The sequence below is a fragment of the Paracoccus hibiscisoli genome, from assembly GCF_005048265.1.
In the GTDB taxonomy this organism is placed as follows: domain Bacteria; phylum Pseudomonadota; class Alphaproteobacteria; order Rhodobacterales; family Rhodobacteraceae; genus Paracoccus; species Paracoccus hibiscisoli.
This window is the reverse complement of the sequence record NZ_SUNH01000020.1, coordinates 1-20598: the sequence shown is the minus strand read 5'-3', so window position 1 is coordinate 20598 and position 20598 is coordinate 1. Positions and strand designations below refer to the sequence as shown.

Genomic DNA, 20598 nt, shown 5'->3' with positions numbered 1-20598 from the left:
GTTCGGCCCTACTGCGTCAGATACAGGATGGCTGCTACCGCTACCAGTGCCACGGCCACGGCACCCGCGATTTTCCAGGCCGAGTACGGACGCTCTCCCATGACCTTGCCGGTCTGGCCGTTGACGACAAAGCGATAGCTGTTGCCGTTATAGCGATAGGCCGCCGACCAGATCGGCAGCAGCACATGCTTGAACGTCTCGTTGGCAAAGCGGCTGTCGACATGGTCCACGCGCTGTTCGGCGCCGCCGATGCTGCGGCGGGCGTCCTGCTGGATGATCTGGGCCATCTGCTGGCGGGCGGCCTCGTGCCCGTCGGCTAGGGCGACGGTATAGCCCTCGGCCTCGAAGCCCGACAGGAAGCCGGGGTCATAGGCCACCACCGCCGACAGGTCCCAGGGCTTCATCGCCTCGGAGAAACGCGGCGGCAAGGCGGTGGATGCGGGGATCAGCACATCGTTGAACTGGCGCGCGACCTGGCCCGACACCGGCGTCCAGCGAATGCGGCGTTCCTGGCGGCTGACCGTCTGCCTCCGGCCGTTCACGGTCTGGGTGCTTTGCACCGTGACGTAATAGGCATCGCCCCGCTGGCCGCGATAGCGGGAGGTCGTGTCGGCATCGAAGGTCCAGAAGGGCGAATAGACCCCTGTCAGCCGCCGGTCCTTGCGCGCATAGGCGGTCAGCCCCGAGGGCGCGAACCACAGGCTGCCCAGCCAATCGGTCATGGCCGCGCGGGCCTCAGCCTCGGTCAGCGCAAAGGGCATCACGCCCTGTGGCCGGATGCGCCGCGTGGGGCCGGTATCGGTGACGACCGGGGTGGCGCAGAACGGGCAGGCGCTGGCGTGGTGATCGGCATCCAGATCGACCTGCGCCCCGCAATTGGGGCAGGACAGGGTGCGCACGGTCTGCACGATATCCGCCGCCCCGCGATAGAGGTCCAGCCCCTCGGCCAGGGGGATCTCGCGCAGCGCGGCGCCAGCGGGGCGCGGCCCTTCGGCCCATTGCACCGCGGCGTCGGTGCCGCTGTCATCGGCCTGCCGTCCCGGCGCGCGGGCGGGGCCGGGGCCGATGGTCTGACTGTGGCCGCACCAGTCGCAGACCAGCTGTTGCTGGCCGGGGCGAAAGGTCAGGCTGGCCCCGCATTGTCCGCAGGGAAAGCGGTGCTCGGCCGGGATCATGCGGGCCTCAGCGGGGCAGGGGCGGCGGAGTGGCACCCAGGATGTCGGCCAGCGCGGCGATCTGTCCGGCCTCCTGCCAGCCGTCCTGCCCCTCGGTCCAGACCAGCGTGGCGCGGGTCAGGCGACCCTCGGCCACCAGGCGCTGCAGGTCGGATTGCGCGAAGGGCCCCGAGGCCGCGCCGTCGATGGCCACATGCCAGCGCGGGCCGTCGGCGGCGGGCAAAGGCGGGGGCGCCGCCTGCGGGGCCGCGCCCCAGGGCCCGCGCATGGTGGCGCCCATGGCGGCCCCCATCGCGGCGCCCATGCCCGCGCCCGCCCCACCTTCGTTCCGGGCCGCCGACAGCATCGCCTCCGAGGCGGCATATTGGCCGAACCGGTCCAGATCGCCGATGATTCCCATGCTGGTGCGCTTGTCCAGCATCGCCTCGACCTCGGAGGGCAGGCTGATATTCTCGATGTAGAACTCGGGCAGGATCAACCCGTAAGCCTCGATCACCGGGGCAATGGCCTTGGCGACCAAGCGGCCCAGCTGGTCGGTATTGGCCGCCATGTCCAGAACCGGGATGTTCGACGCGGCAATCGCGCGCGAGAACTCCTGCACGATCACGTTGCGGATCTGATAGGTGATGTCGTCGCGGGTGAAATCGCCGTCGGTGCCGACGATCTCGGACATGAAGCGTGCGGGGTCGCTGACCCGCATCGAATAGGTCCCGAAGGCGCGCAGGCGCACGGGGCCGAATTCCGGGTCACGCGCGATGATCGGGTTGCGGGTGCCCCATTTCAGGTCGTTGAACCGGGTCGTGTTGACGAAATAGACCTCGGACTTGAACGGGCTGCGGAAACCGTGGTCCCAATGCTGCAGCCGGGTCATCACCGGCAGGTTGTTCGTCTCCAGCATATATAGGCCCGGCCCGAACACATCGGCCAGCTGCCCCTCATGGACAAAGACCGCCGCCTGACCTTCGCGGACGGTCAGCTTGGCGCCATACTTGATCGCGCGCCCGACGGTCTCAAAGCGCCAGACCATCGTGTCGCGGCTGTCGGCCGTCCACTCGATGACCTCGATGAATTCGCCGCCCAGGATGTCGAAGATGGACATAGGTGCCTCCCGCTGACCTCGCCCCTTTCTAGGGGCGGGCCGGGGGGTGGATCAAGCGCTCTCGCCCAACAGCTCGGTGGCGATCTGGCGGACGATGGGGGCGGCCTCGGCCTCGGTCATGCCGGGACGCAGGCGCGGATCGTACAGGATCTGCAGCAGCAGCTCATCGTGCCGGGTCAGCAGCGCAAATTCCTCGTCGTCGTTGAAGATCGACGGGCGCGCGGCGGGGCTGTCATTGGCCAGACCCATGCCCTGCGCCAGCTCCTCATGGATGCAGGACGTGCGCAGCAGCGGCGGCAGCTCGGCCCGGATCACGGCCACGGCGCGGGCGTAATCGGAGGCGGACCCCTGCGAATAGGCAAAGACCGCGCAGGTGATCGCGGGCGGCAGGTCGGTCATGATGGCCACGTCCTGCGCCGGGATCCCCGGCACCAGCTGCGCCAGCCGGGGGCCGATGGCGCGACGCTCATCCTCGGTCAGGACCAAAATGGTGAAGTTGCCCCCTTCGGCGGTCAGCGACACCGGATGGCGCGTGACCGAGGCCAGCTGCCCCGCGAAATCCGCCACCTCCGAGCGCCAGGCCGGGCGCGCGGCCATGTCGGTCGAGGCGCCGAATTCCAGCTGCATCCGCACCGGCGCGCGCCAGCGGCGCAGCGGCGCGGCGCGCGATTGCGCCACCAGCCCGCCGCTGGTCTGGCTGTATTCGTCGCGCAGCGCGATGGCGACAAAGTTGCGGGTCAGGGTCTCGGCATCGATGGGCGCGTCCATCGGCACGCGGTCGCGGCGCAGGCGGCCCTGCGCGACCAGGCGCCGTTCGGCAGCGGCATAGAAATCGCGCTGCGTCCGGCTGGCCGGGCTGGGGGTCGCGCTGGCCTGGCGCGCGGCCTCGTTGGCGGCGCGGTTGCGTTCCGCGCGGGCGCGGCGCAGCTCGGCCTGCGGATCGGCGGGCTCCTCCACAACCTCGGGGCGCGGGTCGGGGCGGGGGGCCTCGGGGGTGTCGCCGGGGGTCGGGCTGTCGCAGGCGGCCAGCAGCAGGGCCAGCCCCAAGGCGGTGACCGCGCGCCGCATCAGCGCCCCCCGGCGGGTCCGGAGACCGCCGGACGGGCCGAGGCCCGCGCCAGCGTGTCGCGCAGCTCGGCCTCCATCCGGGTCAGCTCCTCCTCCGCCGAGGCGCGGCGCGTGCGGCCCTCATCGGCGATGCGCAGGCTGTCCTCGATGGTGGCGATCAGCTGGGCATTGGCGGTCTGCACGGCCTGAATGTCAAACACGCCCCGCTCGGTCTCGGTGCGGATCTGGGCATTGGCCGCGCGCAGGTTGTCGGCATTGCGGGTCAACAGCTCGTTGGTCAGGTCGCTGGCCTCGCGCACCGCGCGGGCGGCCTCGGCGCTGCGCTGGATGGTGACGGCCTGGGCCAGCTGCGTCTCCCACAGCGGCACCGTGTTCACCAGGGTGGAGTTGATCTTGGTCACCAGCGACTTGTCGTTCTCCTGCACCAGCCGGATCGAGGGCAGCGACTGCATCGTCACCTGCCGCGTCAGCTTCAGGTCGTGGACCCGCCGCTCCAGATCGTCGCGCAGCGTGCGCAGGTCGCGCAGCTCCTGCGCCTCGATCACCTGGTCGGCATCGGGGGTCGCGGCCAGCTCGGCCTCCTTGGCGGGGATGGTGTCGCGGTCCAGCTCGGCCAGCTTCTCGGTGCCCGCCGCGATATACAGCGCCAGCTCGTCATAGAAATCCAGCGTGCGGTCATACAGCACGTCCAGCGACTTGATGTCCTTGAGCAGCTTCTGCTCATGCGCCTCCAGCTCGGCGGTGATGCGGTCGATCTGGGTCTGGACCTGCTCGTAATTCGCGACGAACTTGGCGAAGGGCGCCGACCGGCCCAGCAGCTTTTCCCACCAGCTGCGGTCGCGGCGCATGTCCAGCTCGGTGGTGGAGAACCCGCGGATCGTGGTCACCACCGCGCGCAGGCTGTCGCCCGCCGGTCCGACCTCCTTGGTCTTGACGTCGGCCAGCATCGCCTGGCTGATCTGCTGCAGATCGGCCTGGGCGCGGGTGCCAAAGCGCAGGATGGAATTGCTGTCCTTCAGGTCGATCTCGGCCATGCGGCTGCGGATCTTGGCCTGCAGGGCAGGGTCCGCATCGGTCAGGGCCTGCGGCGTGGGGGCGGGTTCGGGCAGAGAGGTGCGGGTCAGCGCGTCGATCTGGGCCTGTGCGGCCTCGGCCCGGCGTTTCGTCTCGTCACTCATCGTCATGTCCCCTTGTCAGCCTGTCCGCCGCGGGCGGGGCCGTTGCCGCCAGCATATGGCGAATTCCTGCCCGATCAACGATGGGGTGCGCGGAAAGTTTCCTGCATGGCAGGAGCGACACAGGGGTGGTGCGGATGGGCCACGCCGGGCGGCCCATCCGGAACGGTGTCAGGCCGCGGCGCGACGCCCGTAAAAGCTGTCGCCCTTGGCCGCCATGTCGCGCAGCATCTGCGGCGCCTTGAAGCGGTCGCCATGCGCCGCGGTCAGCCGGTCGCAGATCTCGACCGCGCGACCCGCGCCCAGCATGTCCAGCCAGCCGAACGGCCCGCCGGTCCAGGGCGCAAAGCCCCAGCCCAGGATGGCGCCGACGTCCCCCTCGCGGATGTCCTCCAGCACGCCCTCCTCCAGCGCGCGCACCGCCTCCAGCGTCTGCGCGAACATCAGGCGGTGCTGGACATCGTGCAGGTCGGGCTGATCCTCGGCGCGCGGGAACTGCGCGTCCAGACCCTCCCACAGGCCCTGCCGCTTGCCGGCGTCGTCATAGGCATAGAAGCCGGCGTTGGACTTGCGGCCCATCCGGCCCTGATCCGCCATCCAGAACAGCACCTCATCGACCGCGCCATCGGGATAGGCGTCGCCCATCGCCGCCTTGGTCGCCTTGGCGATCTTGACGCCCAGGTCGATCGAGGTCTCATCGACCAGCTGCAGCGGCCCCAGGGGCATGCCCATCATCTTGGCGGCGTTTTCCACCAGCGTGGGGTTCACGCCCTCGGCCACCATGCGGATCCCCTCGTTGATATAGGGGATGATGCAGCGGTTGGCGTAAAAGAACCGCTCATCGTTCACGACGATGGGGGTCTTGCGGATCTGGCGCACGAAATCCAGCGCCTTGGCGACCGCCACCGGGCCGGTCTCGCGGCCCTTGATGATCTCGACCAGCAGCATCTTGTCGACGGGGCTGAAGAAGTGGATGCCGATGAACTGCTCAGGCCGCGTGCTGGCTTTCGCGAGGTCACTGATCGGCAGGGTCGAGGTGTTGGTGGCAAAGATCGCATCCGCAGGGATCACGGCCTCGGCCTTCTTGGTGACCTCGGCCTTGACGGCGGGGTCCTCGAAGACCGCCTCGACGATCAGGTCGCAGCCCTCCAGCGCCGCGTAGTCGGTCGTGGCGGTGATGCGGGCCAGCACCTCGGCCTTCTTCTCGGGCGTCGATTTCTTGCGGCTGATCGCCTTGTCCAACAGCCCCTCGGACAGGGCCTTGCCCTTGTCCGCGCTGGCCTGCTGTGCATCGATCAGCACGACCTCGATCCCGGCCATGGCGCTGACATAGGCGATGCCCGCGCCCATCATGCCCGCGCCCAGGATGCCGACCTTCTTGACGGTCTGATCCGGCGCCTCGGGGCGGTTCGCGCCCTTTTCCAAGGCTTCCTTGTTGATGAACAGGCTGCGGATCATCGCGGTGCTGCTGGGGTTCATCAGCACATGCGTGAACCAGCGCGCCTCGATCTTCAGCGCCTGATCGAACGGCACCATCGCGCCCTCATAGACGGCGCTCAGCAGCGCCTTGGCCGCCGGATAGACGCCCATCGTCTTGCCATGCACCATCGCGCTTGCGCCGACAAAGGTCATGAAGCCCGCCGGATGGAACGGCTCTCCTCCGGGCATCTTGTAGCCCTTGGCATCCCAAGGCTTGACCAGATCGGCATCCTTGGCCGCCAAAACCCAGGCCCGCGCGGCCTCCAGCGGGTTCTCGACCACCTCGTCGATGATCCCGGCCGACTTGGCCTTTTTCGGGTCCGACAGCTTGCCCTCCAGCAGGAAGGGCGCGGCCATCATCGCGCCCAGCTTGCGCGCCAGACGGGTGGTGCCACCCGATCCGGGAAAGATCCCGACCATGATCTCGGGCAGGCCGATCTTGGCCTTCGGATTGTCGGCGGCAAAGATCCGATGCGTCGCCAGCGGCAGCTCCAGCCCGATGCCCAAGGCGGTTCCGGGCAGGGCGCTGGCAATCGGCTTGCCGCCCTTCAGCGTCTTGGGGTCCATGCCCGCACGCTCGATCTTGCGCAGCATGTGGTGCAGCGTCATGACGCCGTCGAACACGCCCTGCGCGCCGCCCTGATCCTTCATGCCCGCGATGACGTTCAGGTCCATCCCCGCGGCAAAATCCTTCTTGCCGCTGGTGATGACGATGCCCTTGACGGCATCGTCGGCCAGCGCCTGATCGATCAGCCCGTCCAGCGCCACCGCGCCCTCCATGGACAGCACGTTCATCGACTTGTTCGGCACGTCCCAGGTGATGATCGCCACGCCATCATCGCCGGTCTTCATGGTGAAATCGGTCATGGGTCTCTCCTCAGACGCGTTCGATGATGGTGGCCGCGCCCATGCCGGACGCGATGCACAGGGTGGCAAGACCGACCTGCTTGTCCTGGCGCTCCAGCTCGTCCAGCAGGGTGCCGATGATGATCGCGCCGGTCGCGCCCAAGGGGTGCCCCATCGCGATCGAGCCGCCGTTCACGTTCACCTTGGAATGGTCGATCTGGAACGCCTGCATGAAGCGCAGCACGACGCTGGCAAAGGCCTCGTTCACCTCGAACAGGTCGATGTCGCTGATGGACATGCCGCTGTCGCGCAAGATCTTTTCGGTCACCGGGACGGGGCCGGTCAGCATGATCGTGGGATCGGTGCCGATCTTGGCCGTCGCGCGGATGCGGGCGCGGGGCTTGAGGCCATGCGCCTCGCCGAATTCCTTGCTGCCAATCAGCACGGCCGCGGCGCCGTCCACGATGCCCGACGAGTTCCCGGCATGGTGGATATGGTCGATATGGGTCAGATGCGGGTATTTCAGCATCGCGACCTTGTCAAAGCCGGGCATCATCTCGCCCATTTCCTTGAAGGCAGGGCGCAGCTTGGCCAGGTCATCCGCCGTCGTGCCGGGGCGCATGTATTCGTCGCGATCCAGGATGGTCAGGCCGTTCTGGTCCAAGACGGGGACGATGGACTTGTCGAACCGGCCCTCCGTCCAGGCTTGCGCGGCGCGGCGCTGGCTCTCCAGCGCCAAGGCGTCGGCCTCCTCGCGGGTGAAGCCGTATTCGGTCGCGATGATGTCGGCGCTGATCCCCTGCGGGACGAAATAGGACTTCATCGCCAGGCTGGGATCGACCGCGATGGCGGCGCCGTCGCTGCCCATGGCGACGCGGCCCATCATCTCGACGCCGCCGGCGATATAGGCCTGACCGGCGCCGCCCTTGATCTGGTTGGCGGCCAGGTTCACGGCCTCCATGCCCGAGGCGCAGAAGCGGTTGATCGACAGGCCCGGAATGCGCTCGTCCAGATCGGATGCCAGCACGGCGCTGCGCGCAAGGCAGCCGCCCTGCTCCTTGACCTGGGTGACATTGCCCCAGATGACGTCCTCGACCGCGTGCCCCTCAAGGTTGTTGCGCGCCTTGACGGCGTTCAGCAGGCGGGCGGAAAGCGCCAGCGAGGTGACCTCGTGCAGGCTGCCGTCGGTGCGGCCCTTGCCACGCGGTGTGCGGGCTGCGTCATAGATGAATGCGTCGGTCATGGTTCCTCCTAGATCGCCCGGACGGCACCGGGCCGAAACGGCCGGGGGGCTTCGCGCCCCCCGGACCCCCCGCGGGATATTTTCATGAAGAAGAAGGGGCGGGTTAACCCTTTCTCAACGATTCGGCCCGAAGCTGGCGGGTGCGGTACAGGCTGGGAAGCCGATGACCGCTGAAGGAGAAGTCCCTGGCCCGCGCCTGCGGCCGATGGCCATGCGCGGGCCGGGGATGCTTCTTCTTCACTCAAATATCCCCGCCGGAGGCATCCGGGATCTCGGCCCGCGCGACGGTCGCGCGGGCTTGGCAGGGCGGCTCAGAAGGCCTCTGCTTCCAGTTCCATCACGGTGGCGGCGCCGGACTGGATGCGGGCCAGATGCGTGGCGGTCATCGGCAGCTGCCGCTTCATGTAGTAACGCCCGGTGACCAGCTTGGTCTTATAGAATGCCTGATCGCCGGTGCCCTCGTCCAAGGCCGCGCGGGCGGCGACCGCCATGCGCGCCCACATGAAGCCCAGGGTCACGTGACCGAAGAGGTGCATGAAGTCGTAGCTGCCCGACAAGGCGTCATTGGGGTTCTTCATGCCGCGCTCCATGAAGAACATGGACGCCGCCTGCAGGTCCTTGGACGCGGCCTTGAGCGGTTCGATGAAGTCGGCGGCCAGCGCCTCGTTGCCGGACTGCTCCTTGCAGAAGGTCTTGACCATGTCGAAGAAGGCCATGACATGCTTGCCACCGTCCTGGGCCAGCTTGCGGCCGACCAGGTCCAGCGCCTGCACGCCGTTCGCGCCCTCGTAGATCATGGTGATGCGGGCGTCGCGGACGAACTGGCTCATGCCCCATTCCTCGACATAGCCGTGCCCGCCCAGGACCTGCTGCGCCAGCACCGTCGCCTCAAAGCCCTTGTCGGTCAGGAAGCCCTTGATGACGGGCGTCATCAGCGACACCAGCCCCTCGGCATCCTTGTCGCCGGCCAGGTGGCCGCGGTCGATCAGATGCGCGCCCCACAGCGCCAGGGCGCGGGCCCCCTCGATGAAGCTCTTCTGGTCCATCAGGCTGCGGCGGATGTCGGGATGCACGATCAGCGGATCGGCGGGGCCGGAGGGGTTCTGCACGCCGGTCACGGCACGGCCCTGCAGGCGGTCCTTGGCATAGGCCAGCGCGTTCTGATAGGCGGGCACGGCCGCGGCATAGCCCTGCAGGCCCACACCCAGACGCGCCTCGTTCATCATGGTGAACATGGCGCGCATGCCCTTGTGCAGATCGCCCAGCAGCCAGCCCTTCGCGCCGTCATAGTTCATCACGCAGGTGGCGTTGGCGTGGATGCCCATCTTGTGCTCCAGCGCGCCGACGCTCACGCCGTTGCGATCGCCCAGAGAGCCGTCCGCGTTCACCAGGAACTTCGGGACGATGAACAGGCTGATGCCCTTGGTGCCCTCGCCGCCGCCCGGCGCCTTGGCCAGGACCAGATGGACGACGTTCTCGGCCATGTCGTGATCGCCGGCCGAGATGAAGATCTTCTGGCCCGTGATCAGATAGCTGCCGTCATCCTGGGGTTCCGCCTTGGTGCGCAGCAGGCCCAGATCGGTGCCGCAATGCGGTTCCGTCAGGTTCATCGTGCCGGTCCAGTCGCAGCTGACCATCTTGGGCAGCCAGGTCCGCTTCTGCTCATCCGTGCCATGGGCGTGGATGGCGGAATAGGCGCCGTGGGTCAGGCCCTGATACATGTTGAACGCCATGTTGGCCGACACGAACATCTCTCCGGTGGCCACGCCCATCGTGTAGGGCATGCCCTGACCGCCATATTCGGGGTCGCAATCCAGCGCGGTCCAGCCGCCCTCCTTGACCTGGTCAAAGGCGGCGCGGAACCCCTTGGGGGTGCGCACGACGCCGTTCTCCAGCACGCAACCCTCGTGGTCGCCGGACAGGTTCAGGGGCGCCAGCACTTCGGCGGACAGCTTGCCCGCGGCCTCAAGCACGGCCTCGGTAAAGTCGGGGGCCAGCTCGTCATGGCCGGGCAGGTCGGATTGCGACAGCTTCAGCACATCGTGCAGCACGAACTGCAGGTCGCGGATCGGGGGCGTATACGTCGGCATGGCGTCATCCTCTGGGCTGTTCGGGGGTAGCGGACAGGCGGCTCTGGGCCTCCGAGATCTGGGTCCTGAGATCGGCGATCGCCTCGCTCAGTTCGGCATATTGCCGCTCCATGTCGGCCAGGCGGTCGCGCCCGACGTTGATGGTCGCGGCGATCTGCGCGCGGTTCGTGCCGCCGGGCTCGTACAGCTCCAGCAGCTGGCGGATCTGCTCCAGGCTGAACCCAAAGCGCTTGCCGCGCAGGATCAGGATCAGCCGCGCGCGGTCGCGCCGGTCGTACAGCCGGTGCTGGCCGCGTCGCTGGGGAAAGATCAGCTCTCGCGCCTCATAGAACCGCAGGGTGCGGGGCGTCACCTCATAGGTGTCGCACATCTGGCGGATGGTCATCAGATCGTCGGACATTCGGGGCGGCTCCTCCTCAAACCGGCTTTCCGTCCTGCATTCACCCTAGCCCCAAGTTGACGCGAACGTAAGCAAGACGCCGCGTCACGGCGGGGGCTTCCGCCGCGTCAGCCCATGCGCGCCAGCTCGTCCACGGTGGTGCGGCGCAGCTGGTCCAGATCGGCGCGGGCGGCCTGCAGGTCGGCCATCTGCTGGTCCAGCACGGCCAGCTGGCGGTCGGCCATGTCGATCCAGACCTGATACTGCTCGCGCGAGCCCTGCTTGTCATAGATCTGCAGCCACTGGCGGATCTCCTCCAGCGAGAATCCGAACCGCCGGCCCCGCAGAATCAGCGTCATCCGCGCCACCTCGCGCGGGCCATAGAAGCGGGCGCGGCCTTCCTTGCGGGGGGCCAGCAGCTCGATATATTCATAGTATCGCAAGGTGCGCGGCGTCACGTCAAAGCGCGTGCACATGTCCTTGAAACTGATGCGGTCCTCGGTCACCGGCCACCTCCTCGACGATTTCCCTTGGCGTCAACTTAAGCACGGCTGCATCCTTTCTCAACCGAATCGCGCGCGCGCCCCGCGCCCCATCAGGACCGACCCATGACCGACCCCGCCGACCATGCCCGCATCGCCCAGCAATTCATCGAGGCGATCCCCCATGCGCGCGCCCTGGGCATGCGCGTGGACGAGATCGGGCAGGGCCGTGCGGTCATCAGCATGCCCTGGGCCGACCACCTTGTCGGCGATCCGCGCACGGGGGTGATCCACGGGGGCGTGGTCTCGGCGCTGATGGACACCTGCTGCGGGGCGGCGGTGATGGCGCATCCGACGAACCCGCGTTCGACCGCGACGATCGATCTGCGCATCGACTACATGCGCGCGGCCACCCCCGGACAGCGCATCACCGCGCGGGCCGAATGCTATCACATGACCCGCAGCGTGGCGTTCCTGCGCGCCACGGCGCTGGATGACGACCCCGACAACCCCGTGGCCTCCGCCACCGGCGCCTTCACGGCGGAGCGGTGATCATGGCCGACCGCAACGAACCGCTGCACCAGATCAAGTCGCGCCGCGACAGCGCGCTGAACGCGCTGGTCTCGGGGGTGCCCTACATGACCTGGCTGGGCATCCGCTTTGACCGGCGCGGGGATGAGCTGACGGCCATCCTGCCCTATGACGCCAAGCTGATCGGCAACCCGATGCTGCCCGCCATCCATGGCGGCGTGACGGCGGCGTTCCTGGAGGTCACGGCCATCATCGAACTGTCCTGGGCCGCCATGTGGGAGGATCTGGAATCGGGCCGCATCGCCCCCGACGCGGCCGTCCCCGACAGCCTGCCGCGCCTGCCCAAGACCATCGACTTCACCGTCGATTACCTGCGGTCGGGCCTGCCGCGCGACGCCTATGCCCGCGCCCGCGTGGTCCGGTCGGGGCGGCGCTATGCCAGCGTGCATGTCGAGGCCTGGCAGGACAACCGCGCCCGGCTGATCGCCCAGGCCACCGGACATTTCCTGATGCCCCAGCCGTGACGGCCCTGACCCATGGGCGGGTACTGAACATCGCCCTGCCCATCGTGCTGTCGAACCTGACGGTGCCGCTGCTGGGGCTGGTCGACACGGCGGTGGTCGGGCGGCTGGGCGGGCCGGAACCCATCGGCGCGGTGGGCATCGGCGCGGTCATCCTGACCTCGGTCTATTGGGTGTTCGGGTTTTTGCGCATGGGCACCTCGGGGCTGGTGGCGCAGGCGCATGGCGCGGGCGACGCGCCCGAGGTCGGCGCGCATCTCTTGCGCGCGCTGGCCATTGCCGGGGCCGCGGGGCTGGCCTTCATCGCGCTGCAGGGGGGGATCGTGGGGGCGGCCTTTCGGCTGGCGCCGGCATCCGACGCGGTCGAGGCGCTGGCCCGCGACTATCTGGCGATCCGCATCTGGGGGGCGCCCGCGACCATCGGCCTCTATGCGATCACCGGCTGGCTGATCGCGGTGGAGCGCACCCGCGCCGTGCTGGCGCTGCAGCTGGTCCAGAACGGGGTGAACGTCGCGCTCAGCATCGCGCTGGCGCTGGGTCTGGGCTGGGGCGTGGCAGGCGTGGCCTGGGCGACCCTTGCGGCCGAGGCGCTGGGCCTTGGCCTGGGGCTGTGGCTGGCCGCGCCGGTGCTGCGCCGGGCGCTGGCGGCGCGGGGGCTGTGGGCGCGCGACCGGCTGGCGCGGCTGGCGCGGGTCAATGGTGACATCATGATCCGCTCGGTCCTGCTGCAGGGCTGCATGACCAGCTTTCTGTTCATGGGGGCGGGGCAGGGCGACGTGCCCCTGGCCGCCAATCAGGTGCTGCTGCAGTTCCTGGCGCTGACCGCCTATGCGCTGGACGGCTTCGCCTTTGCCGCCGAAAGCCTTGTGGGCCAGGCGGTGGGCGCGCGCCGTCCCGACCGGCTGCGCCGCGCCAGCCTGATGACCTCGGCCTGGGGCTTCGGGGGCGCAGTGGCGCTGGGGCTGGTCTTTCTGCTGGGCGGGGGCGCGATCATCGACATGCTGACCACCGACCCGCAGGTCCGGGCCGAGGCGCGGCTCTATCTGCCCTGGCTGGCGCTGGCGCCGCTGGTCGGGGTGGCGGGCTGGATGCTGGACGGCATCTTCATCGGCGCCACCCTGACCCGAGAGATGCGCGTGGCGATGATCCAATCCGTCGCGGTGTTCGTCGTGGGCGTGCTGATCCTGCCGCCGGTCTGGGGCAATCACGGGTTGTGGGCGGCGCTGATGGCGTTGAACGTGGCGCGGGCCGCGACCATGCTGCGCCTCTATCCCCGCGCCGAGGCTGCGGCGCGGGGTTTGCCCGCGGCGGTCAGGTGACCCCCACCCTTAATTGATCAGCGCACGGGCCAGGTTGATGATCGCCAGGATCTGCTGCGTCTCGGCATCGACGCGATAAGCGCGGTCGCCGTCGCGGTAATAGCGCCAGCCGTCGCGCTGCTGCAGCTCAAACCGGCGGGGGTCGCGGATCAGGGCGTAATCCCCGACGCGCAGGACCTGGCCCACATCGCGGCCATAGCGCCGTTCCATCTGGCGGGCCTGTCCGGGGGGCACGCAGGCGGGCGATTTCTTGGCCAGACCCGGTGGGCAACCCTGGGCATGCGGGGGGCCGCCCCGGTGGTTGCCATTGCCCCGGCCCGGATCGGCCAGCGCGGGCATGGCCGAGGCAGTGACGGCCACCAGGGCCGCGGCGGTGAAGGTGCGATAAAGCGACATGGATCGTCTCCGTGACTGTCCGGTCGAAACCGTGATGGGCTGACAACGCCGCGACCGGCTCTGCGTATCCCCCGCCCCGATCACCAGTTGCTGAGGTCGCGTCTTTCCGCCTGCGGCTTCGTTAACGGGGTCTTAACCGGGGGTCCGCAAGCGGTGTACGCCCTGTGCACAGGCGGTGCAGCCCCGGTGCACGCCCGGTGCGGGGTAAAACCTTGCAAAATCAGGCCCTCCGCGTCCCCCGGTCGCAGGCCGCCTGTTGCGCATGAAAAAGGGGGCGTCGCCGCCCCCCGTCGCGGTGCCTGTGCCCTGCGGCTCAGCTCTCGTCGGCGACCTGGCGCATGGCCTCGGTCATCAGCTCGGCCATCTTGGCGCGGATCGTGGCGGCCTCGGCGCGGCCGGCCAGATCGGCCTCGACCTTGCGGAACACGTCCTCCTCGCCCGGCTCCTCGAAATCGGCGCTGACCACGCTCATGGCATAGGTGCGCGCGTCGTCGCCGCTCTTGCCCAGCTGCTCGGCCGCCCATTCGCCCAGCAGGCGGTTGCGGCGCGCCTCGGCCTTGAAACGCAGGTCGGCGTCATGGGCGAACTTGGATTCATAGGCGCGTTCGCGGTCGTTGAACGTGGACATGGGACACTCCTGTCTGTCTTCTGCGTCAAGATATGCCTATCGGGGGGGCTTGTCGCAAGGCTCGTCTTGCCCTTGATGGGCAATCCGGGATAAGCGGCATCTTCAGGGACATGCGAAAGGACGGTGGGCCCATGGCACCGCGGCGCAAGAAAGTTTACGAAGGCAAGGCCAAGATCCTCTATGAGGGCACGGAACCCGGCACGCTGATCCAGTATTTCAAGGATGACGCGACCGCCTTCAACGCGCAGAAACGCGCCACCATCGAAGGCAAGGGCGTGTTGAACAACCGCCTGTCCGAGTTCTTCATGAACGGGCTGACGAATATCGGCGTCCCGAACCACTTCATCCGCCGCATCAACATGCGCGAACAGCTGATCCGCCAGGTCGAGATCATCCCGCTGGAAGTGATCGTGCGCAATTTCGCGGCAGGCTCGCTGTCCAAGCGTCTGGGCCTGGAGGAGGGCACGCTGCTGCCGCGCCCCATCGTCGAATACAGCTACAAGAACGACGAGCTGGGCGACCCGATGGTGTCGGAGGAATATGTCATCGCCTTTGGCTGGGCCAGCCAGCAGGATCTGGACGACATCGTGTCGCTGGCGCTGCGCGTCAACGACTTCCTGTCGGGGGTCTTCTACGGGGCCGGGATCAAGCTGATCGACTTCAAGATCGAGATCGGCCGGGTCTGGGACAACGACTTCATGCGCCTGATCGTCGCCGACGAGATCAGCCCCGACAGCTGCCGGCTGTGGGACGTCAAGACCGGCCAGAAGCTGGACAAGGACGTGTTCCGCCGCGACCTGGGCAACCTGACCGACGCCTATACCGAGGTGGCGCGCAGGCTGGGCCTGATGCCCGCGAACACCACCAGCCTGAAACCGACCGCGATCAACTGAGAAGGAACGCCGCCATGAAGGCACGAGTCACCATCATGCTGAAGGACGGCGTCCTGGACCCCCAGGGAGAGGCGATCCGCCACGCCCTGGGCGGCCTGGGCCACAAGGACGTCACCGGCGTCCGCCAGGGCAAGCTGATCGAGCTGGACCTGACCGCCACCGACGCGGATGCTGCCCGCGCCGAGGTCGAGGCCATGTGCAAGGGCCTGCTGGCGAACACCGTGATCGAGAAATACTCGATCGAGATTGCCTGAAGCGTTGGCTGACGCAGCGGCAACCTGCCCTTATCGGCAGGTTGCCCCCCTGACCCCGTTGCAAAACGGGCCCGTTTGACGCCCAATGCGCGGATGATGACCCAGACCCCTTCCCCGACCGACCCCGCCTCTGACGCCGCCCCGGTCATCCAGATCAAGGGCCTGCACAAGTCCTATGGCCCGCTTGAGGTGCTGAAAGGCGTGTCCATGACCGCGCCGCGCGGCCATGTGATCAGCCTGATCGGATCGTCCGGGTCGGGGAAATCGACCCTGCTGCGCTGCTGCAACCTGCTGGAGAACAGCCAGGCCGGAGAGATCCTGTTCGAGGGCGAACCCGTCCGCTGGAAGGGGCAGGGGCAGGCCCGCCAGCCCGCCGACCGCGCTCAGGTCACGCGCATGCGCACCAACCTGTCGATGGTGTTCCAGCAGTTCAATCTGTGGGCGCACATGACGATCCTGCAGAATGTGATGGAGGCCCCGGTCACCGTCCTGGGCGAGGATCGCGCCCTGGTCGAGACCCGTGCCCGCGCGCTGCTGGCCAAGGTCGGTATCGGCGACAAGGCCGATGCCTGGCCCGCCCAGCTGTCGGGCGGCCAGCAGCAGCGCGCGGCCATCGCGCGCGCGCTGTGCATGCAGCCCAAGGCGCTGCTGTTCGACGAACCCACCAGCGCGCTGGACCCCGAGCTGCAGCAGGAGGTCGTCAAGGTTATCAAGGATCTGGCCGGAGAGCATCGCACGATGATCCTGGTCACCCATGACATGCGGCTGGCCGCCGATGTCAGCGATCACGTCGTGTTCCTGCATCAGGGCGTGATCTGCGAAGAAGGCCCGCCTGACCGGCTGTTCGGGAACCCGCAGACCGACCGTCTGCGCGGCTTCCTGTCCGCCACGATGGCGACATAAGAAACCAACAGGAGAGACCGCCGAATGAAATCGCTGACGATTGCCGCCGCCGCATTGATGCTGACCGCGGGCCTGGCCCAGGCCCAGACCATCCGCATGGGGACCGAGGGCGCCTATGCCCCCTACAACTTCATCGACGACGCGACCGGACAGGTCACCGGCTTTGAGATCGAGCTGGGCAACGCGATGTGCGAGCGGGCGGGCCTGGAATGCACCTGGGTGCGCAACGATTGGGATTCGATCATCCCGAACCTGGTCTCGTCGAACTATGACACGATCATGGCCGGCATGAACATCAACGAGGAACGCCAGGCGGTCATCGCCTTCACCCAGCCCTACACCCCCGCGACGCCGTCGGCCTATGCGGCGCTGTCGGGTGACGTGGATGTCGAGGGCGGTGTCGTGGCCGCCCAGACCAACACCATCCAGGCTGGTTACGTCGCCGAGACCGGCGCCACGCTGATCGAGTTCCCGAACCCCGACCAGGCCGTCGCCGCCGTCCGTAATGGCGAGGCCGACGCGATTTTGGCCGACCGCGATTTCCTGGCCCCCATCGTGGCGGAATCGGGCGGAGAGTTGGTCTGGGTCGACGGCATGGACCGGGTGGCCCTGGGCGAGGGCATCGGCATGGGCCTGCGCCAGTCCGACACCGAGCTGCTGGCGACCTTTGACGCGCAGATCACCGCGATGAAGGAGGATGGCACCTTGAACGAGCTGATCGTCAAATGGTTCGGCGACGACGCGCTGATCTTCGAATGATCTGACCCGCCGCCGCAGGCCGGTCCTGCGGCGGCCCTTCGGGATATCCCATGTTCTCCTATTGCGCCGATCCATCCTCGCTCGAGGGGCTTGTCTGGCTGTCGTGTTACCTCACATCGGGCACGCATCTGCTGTTCTATGCCAGCTTCGGGACGGTGCTGCTGCTGCTGGCGATCACCGCGCCCATCGCGCTGCTGTTCGGCTTTGGCGGCGCCATGGCCAGCCGGTCGCGCATCGCGCCGCTGCGCTGGTTCGGGGGGATCTACACGTCGATGGTGCGGGGCGTGCCCGACATCATCTTCTTCCTGTTCGTGCCCATCGCGCTGGACCAGGGATTCGAATGGGTCCGCCACCAGATCCTGTGCGACAGCGACGCGCCGGTCCGCCAGGGCAACGATTTCGTCGTCTGCGCCGCGGCCAAGCTGCCGCTGAACAGCGCCGCGCCCTGGGTGCATGACGTCTATGGCATCTTTCTGGCGGTCATCGCCTTTTCGGTCGTCTTCGGCGCCTTTGCGGCCAATGTGCTGTCGGGCGCCATGCAGGCCGTGCCCCGCGCCCAGCTGGAGACGGCCGAGGCCTATGGCATGTCGCGCGCCCAGGTGAACCGCCGCGTGCTGATCCCGCAGATGTGGACCTATGCCCTGCCGGGCCTGTCGAATCTGTGGATGATCCTGATCAAGGCCACGCCGCTGCTGTTCCTGCTGGGGGTCGAGGATATCGTCTATTGGGCGCGCGAACTGGGCGGCTCCAAGACCAGCGCCTTCACCTATCCGCATCCCGACTGGCGGCTGTATTACTTCCTGGGCATCCTGGTGTTCTATCTGGGTATGACCTGGATCTCGGGCCGGGTGCTGGACCGCGTGACCCGCCGCCTGTCCAAGGGCCAGGCCACCATGGGCGGCGAGGCCCTGCGCAAGGAAACCCCGGCATGAGCTGCGTCCAGACCATCATGGATTACGGGCTGCGCTCGATCGGCATCGGGGAACGCCTGCTGCCGCGCGCCGACTACACCCTGTGCCAGCAGGCGACGCTGATCGGATCGGGGCTGATCTGGAACCTCTATTTCGCGGTTCTGGCGCTGTCCTTCGGCTTCGTGCTGGCGACTGCGCTGGCGCTGGCCAAGACCAGTCCGAACCCCTGGCTGCGCAAGCCCGCGGATGCCTTCATCTTTGTCTTTCGCGGCAGCCCGCTGTTCATCCAGTTCTTCATCGCCTATGAATCGCTGGTGCTGCTGCCGCGCGCGGGCATCGACATCCTGGGCATGACCGTCCAGACCAGCTGGCTGACGCGGGCCTGGGCCGGGGCGCTGATCGTGCTGATCCTGAACACCGCCGCCTATAGCGCGCAGATCTTTCACGGCGCGCTGATGTCGGTCCCCAAGGGCGAGGTCGAGGCCGCCGACGCCTATGGCCTGACCGGGTGGAAGCGGTTCCGCCGGGTCATCTGGCCCACCATGCTGCGCCTGGCCTGGCCCAGCTATACGAACGAGGCGATCTTCCTGTTCCACGCCACGACACTGGTCTATTTCTCGGGCTTTCCGGCCTTTCAGCAAAAGGGCGACGCGCTCTATTACGCCAGCTATTTCGCGGACCGGACCTTCAACCCCTTCGTCGCCTATCCCATTGCCGCCGCCTATTTCATCGCCGCCACCTTGGCTTTGATCTGGATCTTCGGCAGGGTGAACCGGCGGCTGAACCGGCATCTGCCCGATGCGGCCAGCCGCATCCGATACCGTCCCCAACTGATGAGATGACCCCATGGAATGGCTGCGCGAACACCCCGAGGTGAAGACGATCCGCGTGGCCGCCGCCGACCTGAACGGGGTTGCGCGCGGCAAGCGCATCCCCGCCCGCTATGCCGGCAAGCTGCTGGAGGAGGGGACCAAATTTCCTTATTCCGTGCTGAACCTGGACATCTGGGGCGAGGATGTCGAGGACAGCCCCCTGGTCTTCGAATCCGGCGACCCCGACGGGCTGCTGCTGCCGACCGAGCGCGGGTTCCTGCCCATGCCCTGGCTGGACGCGCCGACGGGCCTGCTGCCGCTGTGGATGTTCCACCCCGATGGCAGCCCCTATGACGGCGATCCGCGTCAGGCGCTGGCCCGCGTGGCCGAACGCTATCAGGCGGCGGGGCTGGTGCCCGTCGTCGCGACAGAGCTGGAGTTCTTTCTGATCGACGACAGCGGCAAGACGCTGCGCGTGCCGCCCAGCCCGCGTTCGGGCAAGCGGCGGACGGGGGGCGAGGTTCTGTCGCTGCGCGCGCTGGACGCGTTCGACCAGTTCTTCACCACGCTCTACGAGGCGTGCGAGTCGATGGACATCCCGGCCGACACCGCCATCTCGGAGGCCGGGCCGGGCCAGTTCGAGATCAACCTGATGCACCAGGCCGACCCGCTGAAGGCCGCCGACGACACCTGGCTGTTCAAGATGCTGGTCAAGGGAATCGCGCGCTCCTACGGGTTCGCGGCCAGCTTCATGGCCAAGCCCTACGAGATGTTCGCGGGCAACGGGATGCACATGCATTTCTCGATCCTGGACCGGGCGGGGCGCAACATCTTTGACGATGGCGGCGAGGAGGGGACCGAGGCGCTGCGCCAGGCGGTCGCCGGCTGTCTGCGCGCCATGCCCGGATCGACGCTGCTGTTTGCCCCGCACGAGAACAGCTACGACCGGCTGGTCCCCAACGCCCATGCACCGACCGGCATCGGTTGGGCCTATGAGAACCGGACGGCGGCGATCCGCATCCCCTCATCCGGTCCCAAGGCACGCCGGATCGAGCATCGCGTGGCGGGCGGCGACGTGAACCCCTATCTGACCATCGCCGCCATCCTCGGCGCGGCGCTGAACGGCATGGAGGACCGGCTGGAGGCCCCCGCGCCTTTCAAGGGCAACGCCTATGACAAGAACCTGGCCCAGCTGCCGGGTGATTGGGGCGCCGCCATCGAGGCCTTCGACACCTGCCCCGAAATCCGCCGCATCCTGCCCGCGCACCTGGTCGACAACTACCTGATGACCAAGCGCCAGGAGCTGCACTACATGGCCGAGCTGTCGGATGAGGAGACCGTCGAGCTGTACCTGGACACCGTCTGATGTTATGACCACCGAAAAACTGCCATTTTGCGGTGGTCGCTTCCATTCCGGCACGCATAAAACTGCCATCGCGTGTCGGGCTGGAGAAAAATTCTCCATAAGTCATATGTTTGGGTTCGAATGAGCCGCGACGGCTCTTGATCGGCAGCGGCATGACCAGGTTTCCGGCCCTGGCTTGACGCCTGTCGATCCGACGTTCATCGCTGAGCCCTGACCCGGGTCCTTCTGCAATCTGCGCCTCAGCCCCGTCGCACCCTTCCGGCGGCGGC

The 20598-nt window shown here is 67.6% G+C and carries 21 protein-coding genes; 10 read left to right on the top strand and 11 right to left on the bottom strand.

The window, feature by feature from the left end; all coding sequences use genetic code 11:
- Positions 1-8: 8 nt before the first annotated feature.
- From FA740_RS14100 to FA740_RS14060, 9 genes are all read right to left on the bottom strand, one after another.
- The gene (locus tag FA740_RS14100) at positions 9-1175 is read right to left on the bottom strand and encodes a primosomal protein N' (RefSeq protein WP_136857417.1); all 1167 of its coding nucleotides are present in this window, start codon (positions 1173-1175) and stop codon (positions 9-11) included.
- 7 nt (positions 1176-1182) lie between these two features.
- Positions 1183-2274: an SPFH domain-containing protein gene (locus FA740_RS14095; protein ID WP_136857416.1), complete on the bottom strand. Its 1092-nt coding sequence runs from the start codon at positions 2272-2274 to the stop codon at positions 1183-1185.
- A gap of 51 nt (positions 2275-2325) precedes the next feature.
- Positions 2326-3342, bottom strand: coding sequence for a DUF2927 domain-containing protein (locus tag FA740_RS14090; RefSeq protein WP_136857415.1), 1017 nt, complete (start codon positions 3340-3342; stop codon positions 2326-2328).
- Positions 3342-4520, bottom strand: a complete 1179-nt coding sequence (locus FA740_RS14085; RefSeq protein WP_136857414.1) for a toxic anion resistance protein — start codon at positions 4518-4520, stop codon at positions 3342-3344. The genes FA740_RS14090 and FA740_RS14085 overlap by 1 nt, the downstream gene beginning before the upstream one ends.
- Before the next feature lie 168 nt (positions 4521-4688).
- Entirely contained in the window at positions 4689-6863 is a 2175-nt protein-coding gene (locus tag FA740_RS14080; protein WP_136857413.1) for a 3-hydroxyacyl-CoA dehydrogenase NAD-binding domain-containing protein, read from the bottom strand.
- A gap of 10 nt (positions 6864-6873) precedes the next feature.
- Positions 6874-8085 carry an acetyl-CoA C-acetyltransferase gene (locus tag FA740_RS14075; RefSeq protein WP_136857412.1) on the bottom strand — a complete coding sequence of 404 codons (1212 nt, stop codon included), beginning with the start codon at positions 8083-8085 and terminating at the stop codon, positions 6874-6876.
- Between the two features lie 311 nt (positions 8086-8396).
- A complete protein-coding gene (locus tag FA740_RS14070) occupies positions 8397-10175 on the bottom strand; it encodes an acyl-CoA dehydrogenase C-terminal domain-containing protein (protein ID WP_136857411.1) in 1779 nt (592 codons plus the stop codon).
- Positions 10176-10179: 4 nt separating this feature from the next.
- Positions 10180-10575: a MerR family transcriptional regulator gene (locus tag FA740_RS14065; RefSeq protein ID WP_136857410.1), complete on the bottom strand. Its 396-nt coding sequence runs from the start codon at positions 10573-10575 to the stop codon at positions 10180-10182.
- 107 nt (positions 10576-10682) lie between these two features.
- Positions 10683-11060, bottom strand: a complete 378-nt coding sequence (locus FA740_RS14060) for a MerR family transcriptional regulator (RefSeq protein ID WP_169306313.1) — start codon at positions 11058-11060, stop codon at positions 10683-10685.
- A 102-nt stretch (positions 11061-11162) separates the two neighbouring features.
- Between FA740_RS14060 and FA740_RS14055 the strand changes: the two genes are divergently transcribed.
- Genes FA740_RS14055 through FA740_RS14045 form a run of 3 tightly spaced genes read left to right on the top strand, consistent with a single transcriptional unit; the run spans position 11163 to position 13407 of the window.
- Positions 11163-11588, top strand: a complete 426-nt coding sequence (locus FA740_RS14055; protein ID WP_136857409.1) for a PaaI family thioesterase — start codon at positions 11163-11165, stop codon at positions 11586-11588.
- Positions 11589-11590: 2 nt separating this feature from the next.
- Positions 11591-12091: a PaaI family thioesterase gene (locus FA740_RS14050; RefSeq protein WP_136857408.1), complete on the top strand. Its 501-nt coding sequence runs from the start codon at positions 11591-11593 to the stop codon at positions 12089-12091.
- Positions 12088-13407, top strand: a complete 1320-nt coding sequence (locus FA740_RS14045) for an MATE family efflux transporter (RefSeq protein ID WP_136857407.1) — start codon at positions 12088-12090, stop codon at positions 13405-13407. The genes FA740_RS14050 and FA740_RS14045 overlap by 4 nt, the downstream gene beginning before the upstream one ends.
- 9 nt (positions 13408-13416) lie before the next feature.
- On the opposite strand, the gene FA740_RS14040 is transcribed toward FA740_RS14045, so the two are convergent.
- Both FA740_RS14040 and FA740_RS14035 read right to left on the bottom strand, forming a co-directional pair.
- Positions 13417-13803, bottom strand: coding sequence for a hypothetical protein (locus tag FA740_RS14040; RefSeq protein ID WP_136857406.1), 387 nt, complete (start codon positions 13801-13803; stop codon positions 13417-13419).
- Between the two features lie 313 nt (positions 13804-14116).
- Positions 14117-14431 (bottom strand): DUF1476 domain-containing protein, encoded by a 315-nt coding sequence (locus tag FA740_RS14035; protein WP_136857405.1) that lies wholly within the window; start codon positions 14429-14431, stop codon positions 14117-14119.
- A gap of 131 nt (positions 14432-14562) precedes the next feature.
- On the opposite strand from FA740_RS14035, the gene purC reads away from it, so the two are divergent.
- From purC to FA740_RS14000, 7 genes are all read left to right on the top strand, one after another.
- Entirely contained in the window at positions 14563-15324 is a 762-nt protein-coding gene (gene purC, locus FA740_RS14030; protein WP_136857404.1) for a phosphoribosylaminoimidazolesuccinocarboxamide synthase, read from the top strand.
- 14 nt (positions 15325-15338) lie between these two features.
- Positions 15339-15578: a phosphoribosylformylglycinamidine synthase subunit PurS gene (gene purS, locus FA740_RS14025; RefSeq protein ID WP_136857403.1), complete on the top strand. Its 240-nt coding sequence runs from the start codon at positions 15339-15341 to the stop codon at positions 15576-15578.
- A gap of 93 nt (positions 15579-15671) precedes the next feature.
- Positions 15672-16481: an ABC transporter ATP-binding protein gene (locus FA740_RS14020; RefSeq protein WP_277355207.1), complete on the top strand. Its 810-nt coding sequence runs from the start codon at positions 15672-15674 to the stop codon at positions 16479-16481.
- A gap of 24 nt (positions 16482-16505) precedes the next feature.
- A complete protein-coding gene (locus tag FA740_RS14015; protein ID WP_136857401.1) occupies positions 16506-17240 on the top strand; it encodes a transporter substrate-binding domain-containing protein in 735 nt (244 codons plus the stop codon).
- Between the two features lie 50 nt (positions 17241-17290).
- Positions 17291-18172 carry an ABC transporter permease gene (locus FA740_RS14010; protein WP_136857400.1) on the top strand — a complete coding sequence of 294 codons (882 nt, stop codon included), beginning with the start codon at positions 17291-17293 and terminating at the stop codon, positions 18170-18172.
- Positions 18169-18993 carry an ABC transporter permease gene (locus FA740_RS14005; protein WP_136857399.1) on the top strand — a complete coding sequence of 275 codons (825 nt, stop codon included), beginning with the start codon at positions 18169-18171 and terminating at the stop codon, positions 18991-18993. The genes FA740_RS14010 and FA740_RS14005 overlap by 4 nt, the downstream gene beginning before the upstream one ends.
- A gap of 4 nt (positions 18994-18997) precedes the next feature.
- The gene (locus FA740_RS14000) at positions 18998-20329 is read left to right on the top strand and encodes a glutamine synthetase family protein (RefSeq protein ID WP_136857398.1); all 1332 of its coding nucleotides are present in this window, start codon (positions 18998-19000) and stop codon (positions 20327-20329) included.
- The last annotated feature ends 269 nt before the right edge of the window (positions 20330-20598 follow it).